Annotated in this window: 26 protein-coding genes; 10 read left to right on the top strand and 16 right to left on the bottom strand. The window is 64.1% G+C overall.

Features of this window, described 5'->3' with window-relative positions; translation table 11 throughout:
• Window positions 1-23: 23 nt before the first annotated feature.
• The 5 genes from ACOOHB_RS12765 to ACOOHB_RS12745 form a co-directional block, all read right to left on the bottom strand.
• Complete coding sequence (locus tag ACOOHB_RS12765; protein WP_420445222.1) at window positions 24-1,073, bottom strand: hypothetical protein; 1,050 nt, start codon at window positions 1,071-1,073, stop codon at window positions 24-26.
• 81 nt (window positions 1,074-1,154) lie between these two features.
• On the bottom strand, window positions 1,155-1,565 hold the full coding sequence (locus ACOOHB_RS12760) for an RDD family protein (RefSeq protein WP_420445221.1): 411 nt from the start codon (window positions 1,563-1,565) through the stop codon (window positions 1,155-1,157).
• A gap of 60 nt (window positions 1,566-1,625) precedes the next feature.
• Entirely contained in the window at window positions 1,626-2,015 is a 390-nt protein-coding gene (locus ACOOHB_RS12755) for a type II toxin-antitoxin system VapC family toxin (RefSeq protein WP_420445220.1), read from the bottom strand.
• Window positions 2,012-2,242, bottom strand: a complete 231-nt coding sequence (locus ACOOHB_RS12750; RefSeq protein WP_420445219.1) for a FitA-like ribbon-helix-helix domain-containing protein — start codon at window positions 2,240-2,242, stop codon at window positions 2,012-2,014. Before ACOOHB_RS12750 ends, ACOOHB_RS12755 begins: the two co-directional genes overlap by 4 nt.
• Window positions 2,243-2,313: 71 nt before the next feature.
• Entirely contained in the window at window positions 2,314-2,541 is a 228-nt protein-coding gene (locus ACOOHB_RS12745) for a hypothetical protein (RefSeq protein ID WP_420445218.1), read from the bottom strand.
• 200 nt (window positions 2,542-2,741) lie between these two features.
• Here ACOOHB_RS12745 and ACOOHB_RS12740 point away from each other — a divergent pair, with 200 nt between their 5' ends.
• From ACOOHB_RS12740 to ACOOHB_RS12730, 3 genes are all read left to right on the top strand, one after another.
• Window positions 2,742-3,302, top strand: a complete 561-nt coding sequence (locus tag ACOOHB_RS12740) for an exonuclease domain-containing protein (protein WP_420445217.1) — start codon at window positions 2,742-2,744, stop codon at window positions 3,300-3,302.
• A gap of 114 nt (window positions 3,303-3,416) precedes the next feature.
• Window positions 3,417-3,650, top strand: coding sequence for a hypothetical protein (locus ACOOHB_RS12735; RefSeq protein WP_420445216.1), 234 nt, complete (start codon window positions 3,417-3,419; stop codon window positions 3,648-3,650).
• 307 nt (window positions 3,651-3,957) lie between these two features.
• Window positions 3,958-4,173 carry a hypothetical protein gene (locus ACOOHB_RS12730; protein WP_420445215.1) on the top strand — a complete coding sequence of 72 codons (216 nt, stop codon included), beginning with the start codon at window positions 3,958-3,960 and terminating at the stop codon, window positions 4,171-4,173.
• Window positions 4,174-4,313: 140 nt separating this feature from the next.
• On the opposite strand, the gene ACOOHB_RS12725 is transcribed toward ACOOHB_RS12730, so the two are convergent.
• Window positions 4,314-4,490 (bottom strand): hypothetical protein, encoded by a 177-nt coding sequence (locus tag ACOOHB_RS12725; protein WP_420445214.1) that lies wholly within the window; start codon window positions 4,488-4,490, stop codon window positions 4,314-4,316.
• Between the two features lie 197 nt (window positions 4,491-4,687).
• On the opposite strand from ACOOHB_RS12725, the gene ACOOHB_RS12720 reads away from it, so the two are divergent.
• The 3 genes from ACOOHB_RS12720 (at window position 4,688) to ACOOHB_RS12710 (ending at window position 7,973) form a co-directional block, all read left to right on the top strand.
• Window positions 4,688-5,725, top strand: a complete 1,038-nt coding sequence (locus ACOOHB_RS12720) for a hypothetical protein (RefSeq protein ID WP_420445213.1) — start codon at window positions 4,688-4,690, stop codon at window positions 5,723-5,725.
• Window positions 5,715-6,554, top strand: a complete 840-nt coding sequence (locus tag ACOOHB_RS12715; RefSeq protein ID WP_420445212.1) for a hypothetical protein — start codon at window positions 5,715-5,717, stop codon at window positions 6,552-6,554. Before ACOOHB_RS12720 ends, ACOOHB_RS12715 begins: the two co-directional genes overlap by 11 nt.
• A gap of 207 nt (window positions 6,555-6,761) precedes the next feature.
• Window positions 6,762-7,973 (top strand): helix-turn-helix domain-containing protein, encoded by a 1,212-nt coding sequence (locus ACOOHB_RS12710; RefSeq protein ID WP_420445211.1) that lies wholly within the window; start codon window positions 6,762-6,764, stop codon window positions 7,971-7,973.
• A gap of 303 nt (window positions 7,974-8,276) precedes the next feature.
• Here the strand turns inward: ACOOHB_RS12710 and ACOOHB_RS12705 are convergent, their stop codons facing one another.
• The 6 genes from ACOOHB_RS12705 to ACOOHB_RS12680 form a co-directional block, all read right to left on the bottom strand.
• Window positions 8,277-8,504 (bottom strand): hypothetical protein, encoded by a 228-nt coding sequence (locus ACOOHB_RS12705; protein WP_420445210.1) that lies wholly within the window; start codon window positions 8,502-8,504, stop codon window positions 8,277-8,279.
• Window positions 8,505-8,598: 94 nt separating this feature from the next.
• Window positions 8,599-9,147 (bottom strand): hypothetical protein, encoded by a 549-nt coding sequence (locus ACOOHB_RS12700; RefSeq protein WP_420445209.1) that lies wholly within the window; start codon window positions 9,145-9,147, stop codon window positions 8,599-8,601.
• Window positions 9,148-9,288: 141 nt separating this feature from the next.
• Window positions 9,289-9,516, bottom strand: coding sequence for a hypothetical protein (locus ACOOHB_RS12695; protein ID WP_420445208.1), 228 nt, complete (start codon window positions 9,514-9,516; stop codon window positions 9,289-9,291).
• Window positions 9,517-10,049: 533 nt separating this feature from the next.
• Window positions 10,050-10,706, bottom strand: coding sequence for a DUF6941 family protein (locus ACOOHB_RS12690; RefSeq protein WP_420445207.1), 657 nt, complete (start codon window positions 10,704-10,706; stop codon window positions 10,050-10,052).
• Window positions 10,707-10,878: 172 nt separating this feature from the next.
• The gene (locus tag ACOOHB_RS12685) at window positions 10,879-11,382 is read right to left on the bottom strand and encodes a hypothetical protein (protein ID WP_420445206.1); all 504 of its coding nucleotides are present in this window, start codon (window positions 11,380-11,382) and stop codon (window positions 10,879-10,881) included.
• Window positions 11,379-11,726: a hypothetical protein gene (locus tag ACOOHB_RS12680; RefSeq protein ID WP_420445205.1), complete on the bottom strand. Its 348-nt coding sequence runs from the start codon at window positions 11,724-11,726 to the stop codon at window positions 11,379-11,381. Before ACOOHB_RS12680 ends, ACOOHB_RS12685 begins: the two co-directional genes overlap by 4 nt.
• Window positions 11,727-12,003: 277 nt before the next feature.
• Between ACOOHB_RS12680 and darG the strand changes: the two genes are divergently transcribed.
• The gene (darG, locus tag ACOOHB_RS12675; RefSeq protein WP_420445204.1) at window positions 12,004-12,507 is read left to right on the top strand and encodes a type II toxin-antitoxin system antitoxin DNA ADP-ribosyl glycohydrolase DarG; all 504 of its coding nucleotides are present in this window, start codon (window positions 12,004-12,006) and stop codon (window positions 12,505-12,507) included.
• 533 nt (window positions 12,508-13,040) lie between these two features.
• On the opposite strand, the gene ACOOHB_RS12670 is transcribed toward darG, so the two are convergent.
• The 4 genes from ACOOHB_RS12670 to ACOOHB_RS12655 form a co-directional block, all read right to left on the bottom strand.
• Entirely contained in the window at window positions 13,041-14,390 is a 1,350-nt protein-coding gene (locus ACOOHB_RS12670; RefSeq protein ID WP_420445203.1) for an IS1380 family transposase, read from the bottom strand.
• A 120-nt stretch (window positions 14,391-14,510) separates the two neighbouring features.
• Complete coding sequence (locus ACOOHB_RS12665; RefSeq protein WP_420445202.1) at window positions 14,511-14,714, bottom strand: hypothetical protein; 204 nt, start codon at window positions 14,712-14,714, stop codon at window positions 14,511-14,513.
• 167 nt (window positions 14,715-14,881) lie between these two features.
• Window positions 14,882-15,109 carry a hypothetical protein gene (locus ACOOHB_RS12660; RefSeq protein ID WP_420445201.1) on the bottom strand — a complete coding sequence of 76 codons (228 nt, stop codon included), beginning with the start codon at window positions 15,107-15,109 and terminating at the stop codon, window positions 14,882-14,884.
• A 209-nt stretch (window positions 15,110-15,318) separates the two neighbouring features.
• The gene (locus ACOOHB_RS12655; RefSeq protein WP_420445200.1) at window positions 15,319-16,533 is read right to left on the bottom strand and encodes an IS110 family transposase; all 1,215 of its coding nucleotides are present in this window, start codon (window positions 16,531-16,533) and stop codon (window positions 15,319-15,321) included.
• A 289-nt stretch (window positions 16,534-16,822) separates the two neighbouring features.
• On the opposite strand from ACOOHB_RS12655, the gene ACOOHB_RS12650 reads away from it, so the two are divergent.
• The 3 genes from ACOOHB_RS12650 (at window position 16,823) to ACOOHB_RS12640 (ending at window position 22,314) form a co-directional block, all read left to right on the top strand.
• Window positions 16,823-18,028, top strand: coding sequence for a helix-turn-helix domain-containing protein (locus ACOOHB_RS12650; protein ID WP_420445199.1), 1,206 nt, complete (start codon window positions 16,823-16,825; stop codon window positions 18,026-18,028).
• Between the two features lie 267 nt (window positions 18,029-18,295).
• Complete coding sequence (locus tag ACOOHB_RS12645) at window positions 18,296-19,387, top strand: DNA cytosine methyltransferase (protein ID WP_420445198.1); 1,092 nt, start codon at window positions 18,296-18,298, stop codon at window positions 19,385-19,387.
• Window positions 19,384-22,314 carry an ATP-dependent helicase gene (locus ACOOHB_RS12640; RefSeq protein ID WP_420445197.1) on the top strand — a complete coding sequence of 977 codons (2,931 nt, stop codon included), beginning with the start codon at window positions 19,384-19,386 and terminating at the stop codon, window positions 22,312-22,314. Before ACOOHB_RS12645 ends, ACOOHB_RS12640 begins: the two co-directional genes overlap by 4 nt.
• Window positions 22,315-22,431 lie beyond the last annotated feature (117 nt).

Raw genomic sequence — 22,431 nt, 5'->3', positions numbered from 1 at the left:
GGACGTCCGGTACACGTTCCGCACTACCACGAGACTGCCAACTCACGTAGTCCGGACAGGTCGAGTGTGCGGTCGTGGCACCACCACCAGGCGTAGCTGCGGCACGCAGCACTCGTCATGTCGCAGATGTCGGTGACTTGGCGAAGGTCGTAAACCGACAGGTACGCCTCGGCATACGCGTACGCGATGACACCCGGGTCCCATCGTTGCGGGTCAGAGCTGGTCCATTCCCAGGCTTGGGCGTAGGTGGCGGTAGCCAGACGCCGTGCGACCGGCAGGACCTTCTCGTCCCACTCCCGCAACGAAGCGTTCACCTGGTCGATCTCGGCTTGAATGGGATCTGGCGAGTCCGGATCGTCGCGTGCGCTCAAGCAGGAGAAGAGCATCTCAGTGTGCTCCTGCTGGCTGGTCGTGGTCTGGGTGAGGGTCTTGCGGAGTTCTTGTCGGGTCGTCCTCACCGCCTGAGAATCCTCCGGCGGAGGCCACACCACCGGGCCAGGCGCGGTGTGCGCGAGGGCGAGCCCATTCGAGCTGGCGGCACCGACGAGATGCGCGAAATTGCTCACTTCGAGGCAAGCGACATCGAGGCCGGCAGGCCACGGCCCCTCCGACGCCTTGATTGAGGCGAGAGGCACCTCGTGGTCATACAGGACCGGATCAGGTGTCCCGGGCTCGCCAGTGTCGGCGGCATAGTCGTCGAGCGCGGCGTCCCACCAGCCCGGAAACGCGGCTCGGCAGAGTTCGTCGACCACCGAGCACGAGGCGACCCGGGTCACGAGCGTCCCTAGGAGTTCCGCCGCCATGCAGATGCGACGGTCGCCGTCCGGTGACCGGGCAGCGCGCTTCACCGGGCGCGACTGCCGGCCGCCTGGCCGAGCAGTGACGCGGGATCCCGTGCAGCGCGCCAGCATCTCGTCACACGCCCGAGCTACCAGATCCGGCCACTCGAGTGGCTCGCCTTGGGCGAGGCAGGCATGCACCGCATCGTCTGCGCCGTTGACCAACCGAGCCGGACGCTTGTCGGAGCCATAGCGGGGAATGATCGGAATGAGTTGAGGTGTGGTTGTAGTCATGTGACGCAACGTATGAAGGGGGTGTCACAGCCATGATGGTTGCGGGCAGAATTCGGGCCCGGACGAGCAGAGCCGGGTCGTCTACGACTGCAGCGTCGAGACATGGACGATGGTGCTGCCCGTGACCCGGTCGGCCACGGTGCGGTGTTGGTCGCTCAACACCAGGAGTATGAGGTCGATGACGACGCCGAGCCCAAGGGTGACGGCCCAGTAGATCTCCTTGAAGACCTCGCGGACGAACATCCGGCCCCAGCCGAACCGCGTCCCGTCGGATTTCACGGCGACCAGTCCGAAGATCTGCTTGCCCGGTGTCTGCCCTCGTGCCAGCGCGATGAGCCACCAGATGAAGTAGACGATCACGATGTACCAGAACAGGTAGGACAGAGACAGAATCGCTGATTCCACGAAACGGGCGCCAATGCGCCGAATCGGCCTGGCGGCTTCCTCGTTGAGACGCGCACCTCCGTGCGGCCACCTAGGTCCATCTGTCACGAACGGGATTCTTGCAGCCAGGCCGTCACCGGGCGCGGCGATCCCCTGTGTCCGATGGCCCTAGATCAGCTCGATGCTGCAGTCGATGCCGGGGGCGCCGGCGAGCTTCGCATCGGCAGTGACGAGCGGCGCGTCCAACGCTTCGGCGAGTGCGACATAGACGGCGTCGTACATGGTCACGTTCGCCCGCAATTCCCAGCAGCGCTCCATGAGGCTGCGATGCGAGATGCGTTCGATCGGGAGGTCCCGCAGATCTCGACGGGCCAGCTCAGCGCGTCTCGCATCGATTCGGCCGGCGGCTTCGTGCTTGCGCCATGCCGACACCACTTCCACGTCGAGCAATTCGGGCACGACAATGCGTTCGCCGCTGAGCCGCTGCCGGGCTGCGTCGCCGTCAGATCCGTCATCGCCGAGCGCAAGTACCACTGTGCTGGCATCGGCCACGATCATCGCGAGTCGCGATCGGCACGCACAGCCTCGACCGCCTCAGCTTGCCCGATGTTGCCGCCGGCTCGTCCGCCAGCACGCTCGAGCACTTCGGCGAGCGTCGGAGTGCGCGCTTGCTCGCAGAGCAGCTGCAGCAAGTACTCCTGCAGCGACTGGCCTGCCCCCACCGCACGTTGCCGCAGCGTCTGGTGCACGTCACTCGGCACGCTCTTCACCTGGATGCTCGCCATGGCGACAACGTAGCGCCACCGTGGCGGTCCAACATGCGAAATAGCGCCATTCAGGAAGCCGGCGTCGAGAATCACAAGCCACAGCGCTGGGCCACGGCGGAGATCTCCTCGTTGCTGAGGGGGCCGTCCTCGTCGTCCCACGCTTTCAGGAAGGCGTCGAAGGCCACCCTGCGGTCGTGTTCGGCCGCAAGTCGCTGCAGCGCCTCGCGCACGGTCGCCGTCTTGCCACCGAATTCCGGAGCGAGCCGTTCGAGGAGTTGACGGTCTTCGTCGGTGAGCCGCACGGTCGCCTTCGCCATGCCATCGACTGTATTGGACACCTACGGGTTCGTCGCCGGGATTTCTTGGACCTTGCGCGAAGCGAATCGAGGACGCGTTCGGCGCGGTCCACGCTGGCTCGAGCTTCGCTTTCGATAGGTACGCAACGTGTGTCGTAGCCCGCACGAAGTCCGCCTTGCTGGAGTTGGAGGCACTCGAAAGCTCTCTTACGATCGTCGGCGTGCGGTTTGTCGTTGTCGATCTGGAGGCCACCTGTTGGGCCAGCGAGCGGCCGCGCCCGCGCAGCCAGATGGAGATCATCGAGATCGGCGCTGTTCGGCTTGACGAATCGCTGGAAGTGGCGGATGAGTTCGGGTCGTTCGTCCGCCCGATGGTGCATCCGGAGCTGAGCGAGTTCTGCATCGGTCTGACATCGATCACCCAGACCGATGTGGACGGAGCGGACCGCTTCAGTGAGGTCTTCGCACGCTTCTTGGAGTGGATTGGCAACGGGCCGCACAGCCTCTGCTCGTGGGGCCTGTTCGATGTCAGCCAATTTCAGCTCGACTGTCGTCGCAGCGGGCTGCTGTTTCCCGAGTGGTTTGAGACCAAGCACATCAACGTGAAGGGCGAGTTCGCCGCGTGGCGTGGTGTCAAGCGCTGCGGCATGGCAGAGGCGCTCGACCACCTCGGCATGCCGCTGGTGGGCACGCACCACCGCGGTATCGACGACGCCCGCAACATCGCCCGCATCGTCCAGCAGATGCTTCCCGACCTCGCCGACAGCGCAGCCGAACAGTGACGGGCACATCGCGGCGCCCGCCATCGACACGAAGTCGAACCCGCCATCTGTGCCGGAGGGTTCGCGTAGGGTGCTGTCGCTGATCGACAAGTGCGAGCGGAGGCACAACGGCTGATGGCCACGCACCATATTGAGATCGTGACCGACGGGGCGGACTTGCTGGAGTGGGAGACGCTCGAAGCTCTCTATGAGGCTGGGTGCAACGACGCAACCATCGGCCACAACACCGTCGAGTTTGACCGCGAGGCACCGTCGCTTGATGACGCGCTGCGCTCAGCGAGGCAGGCCGTTGAGTCGGTTCCGGGCCTACGGGTGTGCAGCATCCGGCTCGAGCCTGCGTTGACGTAGCCAGGTGCTGCGGCCACGTTCAGCAGCCGCCACCGTCGGCGTCTACGTCGCGGCCGGGTGGGGTACCGGTTCGCCTTCGCGCTGGATCGGATCATTCAGATCTTCGGCTGTCCTGAAGCAACATCTGGAGGTCATTGCGCTGCAGTTCAAGAACGCGTTCCCGGTCAACGGTGCGAACTGTTCGCGACAGGCCAGAGATCGCCGGACTCGGACAGCGACGACGCGAAACGGTCAGGTCGTTACCATCGAATGTGTCGGCCGACGTGCGTTTTGCACGATGCGCTTCACCAGTGTGGGCAGGAAGAACATGTCAAGCGATCGAGACACCTACAAGTATCAATTCGTCGGCCCGGACCGCCGGATCAAGCACAGTGGCATCACGAACGACCTGAACCGCCGCGAGAACGAGTTGCGCAGCGAATACGGCGAGGGCACCATCCGCCAAGTCGGGCACAGGACCACCCGCGAGGCTGCCCGCGAATGGGAGGCGAGTCGGCCGACCGCGGGCCGGTCGGGTCCCTGACGAGCAAGTCCCCGGTCGGTTTCCAATCGTCGTCGGCCAGCCGAGCGACGCTCCCCGAGCCTGAAGACAGCGAAGACTGGCACGTCTGGGAAGTTCGGCTCGCGGCTCCCGATGGTGAGGATCATGCTTGGCTGGTTGTCTCAGGCATGATCGAGCGGGATCAGATCAACCGGCATCTGCTGGCAACCGACCCGGACTTCAGGGAGATCGGCAGGACACGCGTCGGCGGAGGCGTAGAGCCCTTCATTGAATTCAACCGCTACCCGTTTGATCAGCCGTATCAGTCCCAGCGATTCAGTGACCATGAGGTCGCCCACGCAGTGGCCTTTTTATCCTGCCGCCGAACTTGGGCGCGAGCCGCTCAAGGAGCTGGCAGTCCTCGTCGTAGAGCCGTTCCACAGCGGCGAGTGACTATTGCTCAATAGTGGCTCAGTTGTTCACGGCGAAATCTGAAATTCAATTAATGTTCAGTAAATGGTAATACTTCAACGTGACAGTGAAATATAATGATGCTATGAAGTATTCGGACGAGGACATCAAACTGACGGCCGAGGCAGCATCGGGAGGCGGCGAACGTGCCGCCCGGGCGCTTATCGACGTACTGCCTCGAAGCGCCCAACCGCAGATCACCCCCCAGCGGACAGGCCTGGTCGTCAAGCTTGGAGAGAGACAGCTCGAAGTGTCCTGGGTCGGAGAAGGACGGTTGCGCAACATCCACGAACTGCTGTCTCGCAAGCCGCTACCCGACATCGTTGTGGGCCGTCGCCTGTCACCCGGCGCCAAGAGTGTGTTGTCCGACGCGGGCATCGGTTGGGCGGACGAGACCGGTGCCGCAGAGATCGCCGTCGGCTCGATCATCGTGTCCCGCCCCGGCCGACCCTCGCAACCCAAGCGGGTGAATCGATGGTCGCCGTCGGCGTTCTGCGTCGCCGAAGTACTGCTGTGCGGAACTGACGCAACTGTCGCAGCGACCCACGCCGCCACTGGTCTCTCGTTGGGCAGCTGCGCTCATGCCCTGCGGTTCATGGCCGATCTTGGCCTGCTCGAAGCCGACGCTGCCCGAGGCCGCAGTTCCGGGCGCCGCGTCACCGACCGGGACCGACTGCTTGATGCCTACGCGCAAGCGGCGGACGAGGCAGTACAGCGCCAGATCAGCGTCACGGTCGGCGTCGCATGGCAGGACGTCATTGCGGGGGTCGTCGAGGCTGGCCGTGCCTGGGAGGCGGCTGGCATCTCGTGGGCCGCGACCGGCACCGCAGCCGCTGCAGTGATGGCTCCTGTGCTGACCGACGTGGGCAGAGCCGAGGTCTATGTCGACGCCAAGACGACTGTGGGCTTGGAAGCAGCGGCCGCCGTTTCGGAGTTACGAGCCATGCCCGCCGGTCGGCTCACGCTTCGCCCGTTTCCGTCGAAGTGCACCAACACGCTCGCTTACATGCACGACGGATTGCGGACTGCGCCATGGCCACGCGTCTACGCCGATTTGCGACGCGTCGGGGTGCGCGGCGAGGAAGCGGCCGAGCACCTGAGGAGCAGCCTGGATGAATCCTGAGCCAGATCGAAGCCGCGCAGCCCGTCAAGCTGCGGAGAGCGCACTGGTACGGGTTGTGCACGAGTACGGCCGACGACCGGAGTTCGTCGTGCTCGGCGGGCTCGTTCCCGAGTTGTTGTGCAGCGCCAGCGATATGCGCCATGCGGGCACAACTGACATCGACGTCCAGGTCAATCTCGAAATCGCCAGCGGTTTGGTGAACGCTGCAAGTCTCGAGCAGGCGCTTGTGGCCGCAGGGTTCTCGCCGTCGGAGAAACAAGTGTGGAGGTGGGTGACGACCGCAGAGGGACTCCGAACCGAGGTGAAGTTCGAGATGCTCGCCGACCTCGATGACAAGCCATCCGGCGCAATGGTCACCTTCGACGACTGCGATCAGCTCGGCGCCGCCAATCTGCGAGGCACCCGATTCGCTGCCGCCGACTTCGTTTCGCGAGAGATGACCGCGGCTGTGGGGGACGCAGAGATCTCAGTGGAGGTGTATGTCACCGGTCTGGCCGGCTTTCTGCTCGCCAAGGCCGCTGCAGCGCGAGATAGAAGGGCCACCAAGGACTGGTACGACATCGCGTTTGTGCTGTTGCACAACGACGAGGGTGGCCTACAAGGGGCAGTGGGCGCGGTTCGACGTCAGTTCGCAGACGAGCTCGCAGGAATGCGGACTGAGCTGGATGAGCTCGCGGCGAACTTCGTTGACCGAAGCGCCCAGGGCGCGCGGGCGTACGCCGACCAGATCGTCCTCAACAACGCCAGCATCGACTACGAAGAGGCTGTCACCGAAGGCATCGTCGCCGTGGAAGCGTTCTGCCTCGGTTTGTCTCGCGGCCCGAATTGATGGGTTGCGGGCGGCAGAGACCGCTTCGATCCAATGTGCCTATCGATGCGCGCTGCCGAGCCCGCCTTAGCCAAATGATCGGTCATCAGGGGGAGACACCAGCGATCGAAGTTTCGATTGCGAAACGGGGCGCAAGCAGAGGTAGTTACGATGATTGCAACTCTATGGACAATTGCGTAACACATTCGGCTGGAGGAGGACGATGAGGTGAGCCTGCTCCACGAGGTTCTCACTCGCTCTCGCAGACGAGCGCGGTACTCCCAAGACGATGTGGGAGCCGCTTTGGGTGTCAGCCGTGCGATGGTGTCGTATTGGGAAACTGGCACGCGCGTGCCCAACGACCGCCAGCTGAGCGCACTGGCGCGGCTCTATGGCACCGAACCCGTTGATCTCCTGGAGGGTCGCGACGTCGAACCGGCGACTGACGGCTTGGTCGGCATGCTGTTGCGCGCCGATGAGGCGGTCGATCCTGTCGCTGTTCTGGGTGTCGGCGAGTTCGTCCAATTTCTGGACCGATTCGCTGAGTTGGCTGGAATTCTGAACGTACCCATCCGGAGCCTCACCCAGAGCCCGTTCGTACAACGGCAGAAGTACACCCAGAAGGACGACATCCGCCGCAAGTCGGCGGAGGTTCGCGCCCACCTCGGCCTGGGCTCTGCCCCGATCCTGGATCTTGACCCGATATGCGGGTCGCTGGGCATCGCGATATACCGTGCGCCACTCGGTGCCGATCTGCGTCGAGCACCGTCAGGGGCGTTCCTCAAGCACCCCGAGATGGGATCTGGAATCTTGGTGAATCTCGACATGACGCCGGGTCGGCAGCGATTCGCGATCGCCCACGAGCTAGCGCATGCGCTGTTCCACAGCGACGAGACCAACCTGGTCCTATGCCATGGCGCCGGTCCGCGCGAGAGCTTCGCTGATGGGTTCGCCGGCGAGTTCCTGATGCCCAGCGCGGGTGTTCGACGGTTCGTGGAAGAGCTCGGTTTGCCACCACGCATCGTCGACCCCGTCGACATCATCCACATCCAGCGGTACTTCAAGGTGTCATGGCCCACAGCGCTGGTGCGGCTTCGCCAGATGAATGCGATCACGCACGACACGTACGCCGAACTCAGGAACTCTGTGCGCCCGAGGTCGTTGGCGCAATCGCTCGGCTACGAAATCGATCGCGGCGACGTCCAAGGCGTCGAGCCGTCGGGGATCGAACGATTCCCTAGATCGTTCCTGCGGATGCTGCGACAGGCAGTCGTCACCGAAGTGATGTCGCCCCCGACCGCAGCCGCGTTCGCCGGGCTAGCGCTTCCCGAAATCGTGCAGATTCTCGGCCAGCCGCTCGGTGATGTCGAGCAAGAGTCGCCTCGCCTTGCGATGGAGTTCGACGAATTCGAAGTCACCGGCGTTGTTTCCGGACATTGAGGGCGCCGAACGCCAAAGCACCGCCTCCCCCTCCAGCGCCTTCATAAGAGGCTCCCGAGCCACCAAGCGAAGAGGTCATGCATGCAGCACCGGCAGTGCCGGCGACCGCGGTATTCCTCACACGGGCGACCCCGGCTCGGAGAGGGCTCAGGGCCAGCGGTGCACCTTGGGCGCCATCACGCCAGACCTGCGCGAGAACTGGGTGTGTGGTGTGCAACGAGGGATCAAGCCTGCGCGTCGCGAGAAGGGTCTGTGCCGAATCCTCGCCCCGAACCACTGAGATCAAGAAGCCGGCGTCGAGGATCACAGTCCGTAGCGCTCGGCCATCGCTGCGACTGCTTCCTCATCAGGCGGTCCGCTCTCTTGGGCCCACTCCGCAAGAAAGGCGCTGAGCGCCTCCTTGCGATCTTGATCAGCGGCAAGTCGACGCAGCGCCTCGCGAACCGTGGCGGTCGTGCCGCCGAATGCCGGAGCGAGCCGTTCGAGGATCTGTCGGCCTTCGTCGTCCAGTCGCACCGTTCTCCTGGCCATGCCGTCGACTGTATTGGGCCTGTGTCGCCCCGTTGCCTGGGTTTCTTGAGCTCAGAGTTGGTCGGCCGCGAACAGTTTGGCTGCCAACAGGGAGTTACTTGGTCAGCGTGAACCAGGAAACATGTGCGCGGGATTTATCAGCCGCGGAATGCCTGTCTTGACTCTCAAGGTGATCGGCACTGTGCGGATCTTCGCTCGGGAACAAGCCCTCTGCGATCTCCTCGTACTGATCAGCCAAGATGCCGAACGCTTGATCAATGTGACTGCTGGTCAGCGCCGATCCTGCACGACTCGCGTCGTCGGACGACGCCGCGACTGGATCGGCGGAAGCCAGAGGTACGTCTGCGTCTTGCTGCTCCGATTCCGTTGGCCAATCGGCATCACCGCCGTCGTGGTGCTCGGTGCCGAGATCCGGGTCCGATGCGAAGAGTCTGTCGCTCAGAACCGGGTAGGCGGCGGCGAACTCGGCGAACGCTTGATCGATGGCTTCTTCATCCAGGTCCCCGATGTCTTCACTGCCTTCGTCAAGCGCGGTTGTGACGATGTCGCGCAGGATCTCATCGGATGGACGCTGAGCCGCTCGAGCGCGCTGTCTCAAGGTTCGCGCCTGGGCGTCTGAGAGCAGCACCGTGATGTGCGGCATAGGCCGAGCGTATCCCCGCCTGTCACCGGGGGCGGCCGCGGCGGGTGGCGTGGAGCGGTCGGGCGACGCCTTCGCCAGCGATCAAGCCACGCGCACTCCGGTTGCCTGGCTCTACCGAGATCAGGACACCGGCGTCAAGGATCACAGGCCGCAACGCTTGGCCATGGCGGAGATTTCCTGATCGCTGAGTGGGCCGTCCTCTTCCTCCCAGGCCTTCATGAACGCATCGAAGGCCACCTTACGATCGTGGTCCGCGGCGAGCCGCTCCAGCGCTTCGTGGATGGTGGCCGTCTTGCCGCCGAACTTGGGCGCGAGCCGTTCGAGAATCTTTCGGCCTTCGTCGTCCAGTCGCACCGTTCTCCTGGCCATGCCATCGACTGTATTGGGCCAGTGTCGCCCCGTTGCCTGGGTTTCTTGAGCTCAGAGTTGGCCGGCCGCGAACAGCGAAGCAGCCGGGTGGTGGACCCGCTTCGGCGGGCCCTTGCGTTCTTGCCGAGCCCGTGGCTTGCGGAATTCCCCTTCGCTGTCCCTGAGCACGGATGGCAAGTGTCTTCTTCGGCGTGCAAGACCGTGGCAAAGCGCAGTCCTGTCGGCTTTGGGGATGCCTCGGGAACCCTGACCGCGCCCACTTTCGAGGTGCCTGAAGTGGACTTGGATGGGCGGCAGAGTGCGGGCATCCGCAATCGACTTCGCCGACGTAGCCGCCGTTCGTTAGGTTGGGTCCAGAACAGGGGTGTCTGACATGTCCCGAGGCAATGGCGGTCGCAGAGAAGAGCATCGCTTCGGTCATATGCGCGTGCCGGGTGTCGAATCGCCTCCACCAGCTGATCGAGTCCCGGAGCCGAAGCCTGCATCTCAGGACTCCTCGCAGGCTGCTGCTTCGAAGGATCAGTAACTTTGGGTCAGGGCGCAGCGGGAATCGTCCTTGTCGCGCTCGTCGTTTCCCCAGGGCTTGCGTATCGCGTAGCAAGAGAGCGTGTTAGGCCGAGCCGAAAAGGGCAGCGAATCGGCGCGCGTTGGAGAATGTCCCGGCAGATGTCATGCGTTGGGCTCGTGAGGCCGCAGCGGCCGAGACGCGTATCGGCGCCTGACGGGCTGGCTAGGACTTCAGCGCTGAGACGTGGACGATGGTGCTGCCGGTGACCCGCCTTGCTCGGAAATCCGGCGCGAAATGCGAGCACTGATTCTTTGATGTCCGCAGTCATGAGATCGACAACGACCTGATACCGGCCCGCCGCTGGCAGCTCTACGCCCCGAAAATCGATGGCGAACGGGAGCATCAGCACCTCCCCAGGGTCATTTCCTTCTGATGGAAGGTCGACTTGGAAGCCCCCCGACGACTCGGCAAGACGTTTGCCGTCGCTGTCTTCGACCCGAATTCGAATTTCGCGAGGCAAAGCGGCTTCCGCCGGTGCGACTTCGATGACGAGGGCCAGCATGAGCCCCATAGGGGCCGGGTACTGAGGTCTCCACACCCGCGTGATGCCTGCCGAAGCGACGGTCAGCAGACTCTCCCGAACCTGCGCGAAATCACACAGTGCAGCGACGCAAATCTTCATCCGCTACGCGAGGGCCGCCGCAGGTTGAAAGCCGACTCGAATTGCGTCCACGCCGAATGTGTTTGGACGCGACGTTTCGGAGAGGTGGACCGGGTCAGGGACAGCTATCGCTGGCCGGGGAGCCACCGCGGGCACTGGACCCACGGCTACAACTGTCGTCGGCACGACTCGATTAGCTGTGAATGACACGGCTCGGAGATCGAGCGATGCTTGCGACGCAAAGTGCTTGGACCTGTTCGGGCACGCGGCGCCGAGCATCCCGCAACGCATCAAGGGCGCTTTCGGCGCGGTCCAGGTTCGCTCGAGCTTCGCTTTCGATCAGCACTTGACTGGTGTCGTAGTCAGCTCGAAGACGGTCTTGCTGGAGTTGGATGAACGCAAGGGCGAAGCTTCGCAACGCAGAATCGCACACCACTGAACCCGTCAGCCACGGCACCGTTGAGTGGGGACGAGCGAGACGCCGGCACGCGTCGACGGCGACGCCGTGTTCCGCGAGGCGGTGGGCGGCGGCGTGAACTCGTGACTGAAACGGGGCCGCGACCTCCGCGTTGAGCGCCCAGAAGAGCGCGTAGTACGAGGTGGACATCGATCGACGAACGGCCGCCTCGGAAGGATTGCCGCCAGGCGGCTCGAGCATGTTCCTGGCGACTGCGACAAGTTCCGTCGGATCGATCATTGTCGAGACGTACCGCTCGCCATCTCGGTGGGCACTGGTACCGGCTCCCCTTCGCGCTGGATCGGATCCTTCAGGTCTTCGGCCGTCATGAATCGGCAGCTGACCGGCATCAACTCGCCGAGTGAGTATTCGACGGCTGTGTACAGCGGCTCGAGGATTTCCTGGGACCAGACAAGAGCGGGGCGATATGGGGGCATTTCGATGACGACGTCGAGCAGACGCTCGTCGGTCGCTGGATGAGCAGGGAGCAGCCTCAGGTAGCGGATGACCGCATTGTCCCCGCGTTCGGCGAACAGCTTGTTCAGCTCGCACGCTCGCTCCAGCAGCGGCCCGAGTTCGCTCATGTCACGACCGTAGCCACATGATTTGTCGTGTCAAGCGAATTCTCAGCGTGGTGCGCAAGGGGTGGTGACCGCAGAGCTTGGAGGACACGACGCCGGCTGCTGTGCCGGGTGTGAGCGCGTGTTGTCCTGCGGAGAGGTTCGTGGACTGCCGGCGCCGAACGCCAAAGCGCCACCTGCGCCCCTACTGGCGGAAGAGAGCAACAGGTAGCGACGCCCCAGCGCTGACTACCGTCGGGGCCATAGCGGAGTTGGCTGTCTGGCGCGGGTGGTACTTCTGATGACGCACTTCACCGAAGCAAGCGGCAATCTGCTTGATGCCGACGTAGATGCGCTCGTGAACACCGTCAACACGGTCGGCGTGATGGGCAAAGGCATTGCGCTGCAGTTCAAGAAGGCGTTCCCGGCCAACTTCAAGGCCTACGAGCAGGCTTGCAAGCGCAAGGAAGTCGTCCTCGGGAAGATGTTCGTGTTCGACAACGGCCAGCTCACCCGGCCCTGCTGGATCGTCAACTTTCCAACGAAGGGCCACTGGCGCTCCCGTTCACGCATCAGTGATCTGGAAGCCGGCCTCGACGATCTGCGGGCCGTCATCGCCGAACTCAGGATCACCTCGATTGCCCTGCCCCCGCTCGGCTGCGGCAACGGTGGGCTGGACTGGGCCGACGTGCGACCGCTGATCGAGGACAAGCTCCAAGGCCTTGAGGCAGCGGTGCACGTCTACGCCCCCGCCGACGCTCCGGCTGCTGCCGACATGAGGGTTGCCACTCCGCGGCGAGCCTGACGTCGGGCAAGGGGGCCGCGCTCGCCGCGTTCAACCGAGATCAGAACACCGGCATCGAGGATTACAGGCCGTAGCGCTTGGCCATCGCAGAGACCTCTTCCTCGGTGAGGGGTCCGTCCTCGGCTTCCCATGCCTCGAGGAATGCGCTGAGCGCCTCCTTGCGATCCTGATCGGCTGCGAGGCGCTGCAGCGCCTCGTGGACCGTTGCCGCCCGCGGCGGAAGTGTTCACCGGGTTCGCCGTGCCCGACATCGCGCAGCCCCGTCGGTCAGCCTCTCGGCAATCAGGCCGTGGGCTCCACGATCCGCCAGTGTGTTGCTCTAGCCCTGATTATTCATGAGAATTCTGCTGGTCGTCTTTTTGGCGTGTTGTGGGCCTTGTTTGGCGGTGTGGGGCTGTTTGGGTGTCGGCGGGGTTGTGGGAGGGGAGCGGTTGGGCTCGGTTTTGGTGCGCGGGCGGGACCGGGTGGGGGTGCGGGCGTGGTGGGGCTGTCCCGCTGCGGCGGGCGTGGCGCGGAACTGGTCGGCTGGGGGTTCAGCGGGGGTGGGCGATGGCGAGCAGTGCTCGGGCGCCGGGGTGCTGTTCGGGCAGCCGCAATAGGACGCGCCGTGCGCTGTGGCACACCAGGGCGGGAAGGTGCCATAGCTGCCAGCGGAGCCGTTTGGGGGCCGCTTTGGCGAGCGCGCCGGTGAGGCAGGCTGTTTGGAACCATCCCACGAGCGCGAGGCCGGTCATGCACATGGCGGCCCAGGTGCTGTTCGCGTGCCAGTCGGTGAACGGCATGCGCGCAAGGCCGCTGTCTTTGAGCCGGCGCACGGCGTCCTCGATGTCGGCGTGTGAGCGCATCAGCTTGTCCAGCTGTGCGGGGTGGCCGGTCTGGTCGGTGCAGGACCCCCAGTAGCGGAAGTTCTCGCTGGGGAACAGGCTGCGCTGCGCTCCGGGGTGCAGCGGCTCGCGGCGCACCACGAGCCGGGTGCGCTCGGGCCAGCCCGACAGGTCCGCCAGATCGGTGAGCTCCGCGACCTGAGCGCCGCGCCGTTTGCGCTGATCGGGGCGCTTTGGGGCGTTGTGCCAGCGGCCCGGCTCGCCCAAGGCGCCGCGGATCGCGGCTTGGATGGCTGGGGCGGACCGCGCCGAGATCGCATAGCCGATGCTGCGGTCCCGCAGCCCTTCGGCGAGTTTCGCTGAGCATCCCCCGGTGTCGATGCGCACCACCAGCGGACGCTCCACGAGGTCGGGGTCGTCGCCTTCGCGGTGCCCTGCGGCGTCAGGCGCGGGCAGCATCGCCACCGCGGCGTCGAGCACTTCGAGATGATCGCCGATGTGGTTCGCGGCGGCGTTGCCCGGCCGCTGCTTTAGCCACAGCGGCTCCCCCTGCGCGGTGGAGCAGATCATCGGATGGAACCCGAACCCGCCCTTGTAATGCGGCGCAGCTCCGGCCTTGTTCTCCGAGTGGACCTCCACCAATGTCGAGTCGATGTCGACCACCAGCGGCCTGCTGCGGTCGGCGGAGGCCCACAACGGCTCGCGCACCGCTGCGGCCGCGCCCAAAAGCGCCGCGGCGCCGCTCGCGCCCAGGCCCGTGAGGGTGCGGTACAGCGTCGAGTCCGACGCGACGTCGCCGAACAGCTCCCGCTGAGCACGCAGATGCTCGATGTCGGTGCACGCCTCACCGCCGCCGGCCAGCATCAACAACGCATGGACCAGCACCCGGCCCCGGTCATGAACCGGGGCGCGCTCGCCGCGTGGGGGAACCGCGGCCGACAGCGCCTCGGTCAGCCCGACACGGTCCGCGAACCCGCCCAGAGCGAACAACCCCGCGCCCCACACGACACGGTCCCCGCCGCCTGCCAGACGCGCGTTTGTGACACTGCTAAGTTTCACCTCGGAGATGCCCCCCTGAACTCGCGGATGCGTTCATTGCAGACACGTATCGTCGCAGGTCAGAGGGGCTTTTCCGCGGACCCAGACAAACCAGTCCGCCCGACTCGTGAATAATCAGGGCTAGCGGGGCCAAGGGTGAATGAGTGGGCCGGTGGCTCCGAGTGTGCTGCTGATGCCTGTGAGATCGTCGGCGTCCCCCGTCAGTACATCTTCCTTGAGGCGCACGGCCAGCACGACGAGATGTGCGTCCACGACATCGGACGTTCGAGATCGAGCCAGCAATCGGCCAACTGCTGGACCGTCGTCGAGTGCGTGAATCGTCACATGCTTGAGGAAGGCAGCTAATCGTGCTTGGGTAGCGCCGTCTCGCCAGACCTGTGCGACGACAGGGTGGCTCGTGTGCAAGGAGCGCGGAGCGTTCTCGCTGTGGAAGACAGCGCGCGTCTCGTGATCTCCACGATCTATCGAGATGAGGAAGCCGGCGTCGAGAATCACAGGCCGCAGCGCTGGGCCACGGCGGAGATCTCCTCGTTGCTGAGGGGGCCGTCCTCCTCGTCCCACGCTTTCAGGAAGGCGTCGAAGGCCACCTTGCGGTCGTGTTCGGCCCCAAGTCGCTGCAGCGCCTCGCGCACGGTCGCCGTCTTGCCACCGAATTCCGGAGCGAGCCGTTCGAGGAGTTGACGGTCTTCGTCGGTGAGCCGCACGGTCGCCTTCGCCATGCCATCGACTGTATGGGACGCCCGTCCGTCCAAGGAAGCGAATTCTCCGAAGAGCTGGGCCGCACGGGTCGTCGGCACCCGCGCAGCGTCATTGGGTGTTGACGGCTACCACGCCAGGTTTGGCCTGTACCCAGCGTTGTGGGGATCGAAGTCTCGATTGCGAAACGGGGCGCAAGCAGAGGTAGTTACGATGGATGCTCCTATGTTTGTCAACTCCCGGTCTGTGCGAGGTGTCGCTGGTAGCGTTCGGCGAGGTCGCGGTTGTGGATGATGCCTCTTTCGAGTTCGGATATCCGGTTGGGTGCGGCTCCGAGGGCTCGGGCTGTCTGGTGGATGGTGAGCCCTCGTTGGGTGCGGTGGCGGCGCAGGTCCGCTCCGTGGGCGACGTCGGGCGGGTCGATGATCAGCTTGTAGACCTCGCGTGCGATGTGGCGTTTGAGGCAGCGGAGTATCTCGCGTCGGGTCTTGCCCTCGGCGGTGAGGCGGGCGGCGTAGGCGATGCTGCGCTCGTCGACGCGCAGGCGGACCATCGCGATGCGCCACAGTGCGTTGTTGGCCTGGCGGTTGCCGCCGCGGTTGAGCCGGTGGCGCACCGTTCGGCCTGAGGACGCCTCGATGGGGCTGGTGCCGCACAGGGCGGCGAAGGACGCCTCGCTGCGCAGCCGCTCGGGGTTGTCGCCGGCGGCGACGAGCAGCGCGGCCGCGGTCTCCGCGCCGACGCCGCAAGCGCCCAGCAGCGCCGGGTTGGCTCGTTCGCACAGGCGGCGCAGCTCGGCGTCGAGGTGCTTGATCTCCGCGGTGAGAGCCTGGTGGCGGCGGGCCAGGGAGCGCAGCGCCCGCTTGGCCGCAGCGCGGACGAGATCACCGTCTGTGTCGGGCCGCATCCGGGCGCAGGCCTCGACGGTGCGGGCCGTGTTCAGTGCCCGCAGGCGGTCTTTGACGGGCTCGGGGGCGGTCACGACGACAGCGTCGATCTGGTTGGCGGCGACGGTGCGGGCCTTGACCGCGGAGCGGCGCGCCACACGCAGGGTCCTGATCGCCTCGACGCACCCGTCGGCGCTCTTGGGCACCACTGCGGCACAGCCGTTGAGCGCGGCCCGCGCCGCTGCCTCCGCGTCGACGGTGTCGGTCTTGCCGCGGCGGCGGCGCATCTGGCGGTTCGGGCGGTTCACATCGACGACGTCGACGCCGGCAGCCGCGAGGTGCCGGGCGAGGCCCGCGCCGTAGGAGCCGGTTCCCTCCACGCCGACGCGCTCGACGCTGCCGTGGCCGCCGAGCCATCCCAGCAGCGCCGTGTAGCCGGCGGTGTCCGCGTCGAACGCGGCGCTGCCCAAGACCCGTCCGGCGCCGTCGAGGACGGCGGCGACATGGGTGTGCTTGTGGGTGTCGACCCCGCCGAATACGCCGGGGTGGTCCTGTGTCATGATGGTGATGCCTCCTTGTGGTCATCTCACTGTCGGGGGCGCCACCGGCCGCGACGGCGGACAGAACACTCACGGTGTGGCTTACAAGGCTCCTATCGGGTCACATCCGTCGGGCCGGTCGGTGCGCGCCCCGCCGACCAGAGAAAGCCGACAGATCCACCGCAGGGCACCACGAGGGGCCGGTTGCAACTCGGGTCAGACCCGCTCCTGCCGACAAGGCCCAACCATTATGAGTATTGCAACTCTATGGAGAATTGCGTAACACATTCGGCTGGAGGGGGACGATGAGGTGAGCCTGCTCCACGAGGTTCTCACACGCTCTCGCAGACGAACGCGGTACTCCCAAGACGATGTGGGAGCCGCTTTGGGTGTCAGCCGCGTGATGGTGTCGTACTGGGAAACCGGTGCGCGCGTCCCCAACGACCGCCAGCTGAGCGCGCTGGCGCGGCTCTACGGCATCGAACCCGTCGATCTCCTGGAGGGTTGCGACGTCGAACCGGCAACTGACGGCTTGGTCGGCATGCTGCTGCGCGCCGACGATGCGGTCGATCCTGTCGCTGCTCTGGGTGTCGGCGAGTTCGTCCAATTCCTGGACCGATTCGCTGAGTTGGTCGGAATCCTGAACGAACCCATCCGGAGCCTCACCCAGAGCCCGTTCGTGCATCGGCAGAAGTATTCCCAGAAGGACGACATCCGCCGCAAGGCGGAGGAGGTTCGCGCCCACCTCGGCCTGGGCTCTGCCCCGATCTTGGATCTTGACCCGATATGCGGGTCGCTGGGCATTGCGATTTATCGCGCGCCACTCGGTGCCGATCTGCGTCGAGCACCCTCAGGGGCGTTCCTCAAGCACCCCGAGATGGGCTTCGGAATCTTGGTCAATCTCGACATGACGCCGGGTCGGCAGCGATTTGCGGTCGCCCATGAGCTGGCGCATGCGCTGTTCCACAGCGTCGAGACGAACCGGGTCCTGTGCCATGGTGCCGGTCCGCGCGAGAGCTTCGCTGATGGGTTCGCCGGCGAGTTTCTGATGCCCAGCGCGGGTGTTCGACGGTTTGCGGAGGAGCTCGGTTTGCCGCCTCGCATCGTCGAATCCGTCGACGTCATCGAAATCCAGCGGTACTTCAACGTGTCATGGCCGACGGCGCTGGTGAGGCTGCGCCAGATGAATGCGATCACGCAAGACACCTACGCCGAGTTCAGGGCGACGGTTCGTCCGGGGTCGCTTGCGCGAGCGCTCGGGTACGCGATCCATCCCGAAGAGGATGTGCGTAACGCCAAGCTGGGGAGGATTCAGCGCTTCCCCAGGTCGTTCTTGCGGATGCTGCGCCGAGCGGTCGTGACCGAAGTCATGTCACCGCCGACCGCGGCTGCGTTCGCCGGCCTCGCACTACCCGACATCGTGCAGATCCTCGGCCAGCCGTTGTGCGACGATCAGCAAGAGTCGCCACAGCTCGAGACGGAGTTCCGTGAATTCGAGGTAACCGGCGTCATCTGACCCGTCGACGTTCCGGGCGGCTTGGCCGTTCCCGCCGGGTCAGTGGCGCTTGTGACACGGGGGATATACCCTGCGGCCATATCCCCCCAGCCGCTTCGGTGGCTGGGGGGAGGGCCCGCTTCGGCGGGTCCTTGCGGCTTACCAGCGTCTCTCGCAGCGCCCTCAGCGTCGGTCGCGAGGTACTCCAGCCCCGGCCGTCTCTAATCCCCGCAGAATCGGTAACACTGTGACTATGCGAACGGCTCAGTTGGCAATGAGGAAAATGTCATGACGGCTCACAAGCGGCCAAGCGACAGCTCTGGCCCCCGTTGGCCTACGGCGATCGACGTCTTTTGCGGTGCCGGCGGTCTCAGTCTCGGCTTGAGGAAGGCTCGATTCCGCGTCGTGGCGGCCCTCGATGTCTCTGCCCTAGCAATTGAGAGCTACCGCATGAACTTTCCCCGCGTGCCCCTCATCTGCGGCGATGTCCGTGAAGCCAGCGGGGCGGAACTGATGCGTCGCGCCGGATTGGGTGACGGTGAGTTGGACCTGCTTGCAGGTTGCCCGCCGTGCCAAGGGTTCTCGGAGCTCCGCACCAAGAGACGGCAATCCGCCGTCGATGATCACCGCAACGACTTGGCCTTCGAGTTCTTGCGACTGGTGGGTGAAGTTCAACCGAGGTTCGTGTTGATGGAAAACGTTCCCGGCCTTATCCGCGACGACCGCTTTCGGCAAATCGTCAGCGGCCTTGAGACAAAGGGGTATGGCGTGACCAGCGGCGTATTGAATAGCGTCGACTTTGGAACACCGCAGCGGCGCCGACGCCTGGTGCTCGCAGCGGCGCGCGGGGACCAACCCCAACTGAGATCCGGGGACACGACACGACTAACTGTGCGCGACGCCATCGGCAGCCTCGCCTGTACCGCGGGGCGTTCGGGCGATCCTTTGCACGACCATGGCGAGCGGCGGGCGGATCGGGTCCAGTCCGTCATCGCCAAGATTCCGCACGACGGCGGCAGTCGCGCCGATCTCGGCTCGAGCGCGCAACTCGAATGCCACCGCAAGGCAGCGGCCCGGGGAGACGGATGGGGCCGCGACTCGTATGGACGGATGGCGTGGGACAAGCCTGCCCCGACGATCACCGGCGGTTGCGTCAACCCTGCCAAAGGCCGATTTCTGCACCCTGACGAAGATCGAGCGATCACTCTCCGCGAAGCGTTGACGCTGCAGGGGTTTCCGCTCAACTATCGGCTCTCGCTACGACGCGGCAAGTACGCAGCGGCTGAACTTGTGGGCAATGCAATTCCCCCGCCCTTCGTAACGGCGCAGGCGCTAACGCTTCGTCAACTGTTCGCCCGCGCCGAAGGGTCGGTCGCGTGAACGGACCCACAGCCAGTATTGCTGACATTCTGGAGCGAGAACTCACCGCCGAGCAGCGGGCGGCAGCGATGGATGATGGTGCAGATGTTCTCGTGATCGCCTGCGCTGGATCAGGCAAGTCACGGACGCTCGCCTATCGAATCGCCTGGTTGATTTCGCAGGGTGCTGGCCCAGGGTCGATCGTCGCGTTTACCTTCACGAGGAACGCCGCAGAATCAATTCAACGGCGTGTGGCGACTGCGCTCAGCAAAATCGGCCGGCCACCCACCGAAGTAGGCAAGATCCGTATCGGCACTATTCACAGCTTCTGCGAAGAGTTGCTGACTCAGATTGACGCTCGGTATCGCCAGTTCGACATACTCGACCAGAACGGCCTAAACCTCTTCCTGATGTCGCGCTATCCCCAATTGGGCATCAACGAACTTGGGGATAGAGCGAAGAAGTATTTTGACCGGATCAAAGGCCTCGCCGAAGCTTGGACGATCCTTCACGATGAAGTGCTAGAGCTAGAAGACGTAATCGATCTTGATCCGGAACTGGGTCAAAAGTTAGAGCAACTCAAGCGTCTACTTGATGAGTCGAACTACATTGATTTCTCACTGATGATCCGATTGATCGTGGACCGACTCAGTGCCGATGAACCTCATACACTACAGGTCACCAATTCAATCCAGCACCTCTTGGTGGATGAATATCAAGACACCAACCCACTTCAGGAGCGACTGATCCAGTTACTCCGGCGCGGATGCCAGACTCTCACAGTGGTGGGCGACGATGACCAGAGCATCTATGGATGGCGCGGCGCGGACGTGCAAAATATCCTCGATTTCAAAGCCCGTAATCCGAGTGCTCGAGAACACACGTTGGCGCACAATTTCCGCAGCACTCCTGTCATAGTTGACAGTGCGGACACTTTCGTCCGCGCTGAACTTGGTGCGAACCGCCTTCCAAAACAGCCCACAGCCAATCAAGGTGACGGTCCCGATCAGGTCGGCGCCTTCGGATTCGCTGACCGTCAGTCGGAAGCCGAATGGGTGGCAGCGCGGATTACAGCGTTGCTGGGCAACTCTTATGAGGACGAAGGCGGGACGCGCGGCCTAACTCCAGCGGATTTTGCCATCCTGATGCGGTCAACTGGCAGCGACGAGCAAGATGGCTCCGCTAGATCTTCGGCCTTCACTGAGGAACTTGAGAAACGCAACATTCCGTATACGTTGGAGGCTGGTGGGAGTGTCTTCAGCCGGCCGCGCGTCGCGGCGCTGCGCGATGCAATGGAACTTCTGCGCTCGGAATCACCGGATCGTGCCACCGTGCTTGGTTTTGTCAATGCGACAATTCGGCCTCTGTACCCGAATGTGCATGAGCGTGCAGTGACGGATGTTTACGCGCGGTGGGGCAGGCAGATCCACACACCGATCGAGGTCGAGCGGCGGCGCGTCTACCCCCAGCAACTGCTTCACGATCTGCTCGCAGCGTTTGGTGTCCGCGAGTCAGAGCTCGACGATGGCGCGATGGCGGACATCGGAGTGCTGAGCCGGATGCTCCAAGATGTCGAGACAGTGTATGTGAGCATCGATACGTTTCAACGATTCCAACAGATCCTGAACTTCATGCAAAATATTGCCGAGAGCGGATATCAGTCAGCATCGGATGCAGCGGTGCGCAGACCCGACGCGGTAACGGTCTCGACCGTTCATAAGGCCAAGGGTTTGGAGTACCCCGTTGTGTTCATCGTTGATGCAGAGGGTCAACGCTTCCCGGGCCGAAATAGTGTGTATTCGGGATGGCTACCAACCGAGATCATGGATGATGCGACGAATCCACCGCGCGGTGCGTATGGCAATGATCGAGAGCAAGAAGCGCGACTCTTCTATACCGCGTTAACCAGAGCGGAGCGATTCCTCTATACGACGCACGCAACTCAGTTACCGGGAGGAAAACGTGCGCGCAAGGAATCTCCATTTTCGGCAAGGCTCACAAATGATGCTGTGCTCCGAGATGCTCCGCCAGCAGACGTGCTGCCCACAAACGAGTTGCCCATCGCGCCTCAGCGTCGCCGTGTCGACGAGACAGTCTTGCCGACGACGTACTCAGAGATCCGCTACTTCCTCCGTTGTCCACGCGACTACAAGTACCGACATATCTGGGGTTTCAGCCCACCCATCCCTGAACTGTTCGGATTTGGTCGAACCGTGCATGCAGCAGTTGGCAAGGTTCATGAGCGCCACCCGGAGTGTGCACCGACAGCCGATGAGGCCGAGGCGGTCGCCCGCGAGATCTTCCACCTAAAACATGTACCGCCGAGCAATGATCCAGAGCAGCGGCCGGGCGCCTATGAACGTGCTGCCGATGCATCGGCGAGAATACTCCGCAGGTATGCCGATGACTATGGCCAAGACTTCGAGCATCGTCGCCAACTCGAGGTTCCATTCGAGATTCCCTTGCGCGATTCTGTGCTCGGCGGCTCAATTGATCTGCTGCTGCGTCTCAATGATGAGGGGAGAATTCTCGAGGCAAACGTAGTCGACTTCAAGGCGATGGAGGGTGGCCCAGACCCTAGCGGCAATGCCGAACTCGACTGGGCTGAACTCGCCTTGCAGGTGCAGCTCTATGCCAAAGCCGCAGGAGACGTGCTCGACGTCAACGCGCGTACTGGTGCCGTTCATCTCCTCAAGGATGGCCAGCGCATCGAAGTCCCTATTGGCGATGACGCGGTTAACGCAGCGGTGGACAATGTCGAATGGGCCGCACAGCGCATCATCGCAGGAGAATTCCCCATGCGTCCACACCCGGACAAGTGTGGAGAGTGCGATTGGCGCGATCTGTGCCCCAAGTCGGCTGAGCAGTTCGAGGAGGACGACCCGCCGCCTCCGTTGCATCTGCCCGATGGTCATCAACGGATGGTGAGCGCCTTCCATCAGGCGTGAGGCCTGACAAGGTAACTGTCGTCGGTGTTCCGCCGGCGACGAAGGGCAGAACCAGTAATCAACGCGCTCTGATCGGTCGAACCGACCGCGGCGGTCCTCGAGCAGGGGCGTGAGATG

It is taken from the genome of Candidatus Poriferisodalis sp., assembly GCF_965215815.1.
Lineage (GTDB): Bacteria > Actinomycetota > Acidimicrobiia > Acidimicrobiales > Poriferisodalaceae > Poriferisodalis.
This window is presented reverse-complemented; position numbering and strand designations above follow the sequence as displayed.

Coding starts and splice junctions, on each gene's coding strand:
- ACOOHB_RS12765 (WP_420445222.1), bottom strand. CDS start 1,073: ATGACTACAACCACACCTCAACTCATTCCGATCATTCCCCGCTATGGC.
- ACOOHB_RS12755 (WP_420445220.1), bottom strand. CDS start 2,015: ATGATCGTGGCCGATGCCAGCACAGTGGTACTTGCGCTCGGCGATGAC.
- ACOOHB_RS12750 (WP_420445219.1), bottom strand. CDS start 2,242: ATGGCGAGCATCCAGGTGAAGAGCGTGCCGAGTGACGTGCACCAGACG.
- ACOOHB_RS12745 (WP_420445218.1), bottom strand. CDS start 2,541: ATGGCGAAGGCGACCGTGCGGCTCACCGACGAAGACCGTCAACTCCTC.
- ACOOHB_RS12735 (WP_420445216.1), top strand. CDS start 3,417: ATGGCCACGCACCATATTGAGATCGTGACCGACGGGGCGGACTTGCTG.
- ACOOHB_RS12730 (WP_420445215.1), top strand. CDS start 3,958: ATGTCAAGCGATCGAGACACCTACAAGTATCAATTCGTCGGCCCGGAC.
- ACOOHB_RS12720 (WP_420445213.1), top strand. CDS start 4,688: ATGAAGTATTCGGACGAGGACATCAAACTGACGGCCGAGGCAGCATCG.
- ACOOHB_RS12715 (WP_420445212.1), top strand. CDS start 5,715: ATGAATCCTGAGCCAGATCGAAGCCGCGCAGCCCGTCAAGCTGCGGAG.
- ACOOHB_RS12705 (WP_420445210.1), bottom strand. CDS start 8,504: ATGGCCAGGAGAACGGTGCGACTGGACGACGAAGGCCGACAGATCCTC.
- ACOOHB_RS12700 (WP_420445209.1), bottom strand. CDS start 9,147: ATGCCGCACATCACGGTGCTGCTCTCAGACGCCCAGGCGCGAACCTTG.
- ACOOHB_RS12695 (WP_420445208.1), bottom strand. CDS start 9,516: ATGGCCAGGAGAACGGTGCGACTGGACGACGAAGGCCGAAAGATTCTC.
- ACOOHB_RS12690 (WP_420445207.1), bottom strand. CDS start 10,706: ATGAAGATTTGCGTCGCTGCACTGTGTGATTTCGCGCAGGTTCGGGAG.
- ACOOHB_RS12685 (WP_420445206.1), bottom strand. CDS start 11,382: ATGATCGATCCGACGGAACTTGTCGCAGTCGCCAGGAACATGCTCGAG.
- ACOOHB_RS12680 (WP_420445205.1), bottom strand. CDS start 11,726: ATGAGCGAACTCGGGCCGCTGCTGGAGCGAGCGTGCGAGCTGAACAAG.
- darG (WP_420445204.1), top strand. CDS start 12,004: ATGACGCACTTCACCGAAGCAAGCGGCAATCTGCTTGATGCCGACGTA.
- ACOOHB_RS12660 (WP_420445201.1), bottom strand. CDS start 15,109: ATGGCGAAGGCGACCGTGCGGCTCACCGACGAAGACCGTCAACTCCTC.
- ACOOHB_RS12655 (WP_420445200.1), bottom strand. CDS start 16,533: ATGACACAGGACCACCCCGGCGTATTCGGCGGGGTCGACACCCACAAG.
- ACOOHB_RS12645 (WP_420445198.1), top strand. CDS start 18,296: ATGACGGCTCACAAGCGGCCAAGCGACAGCTCTGGCCCCCGTTGGCCT.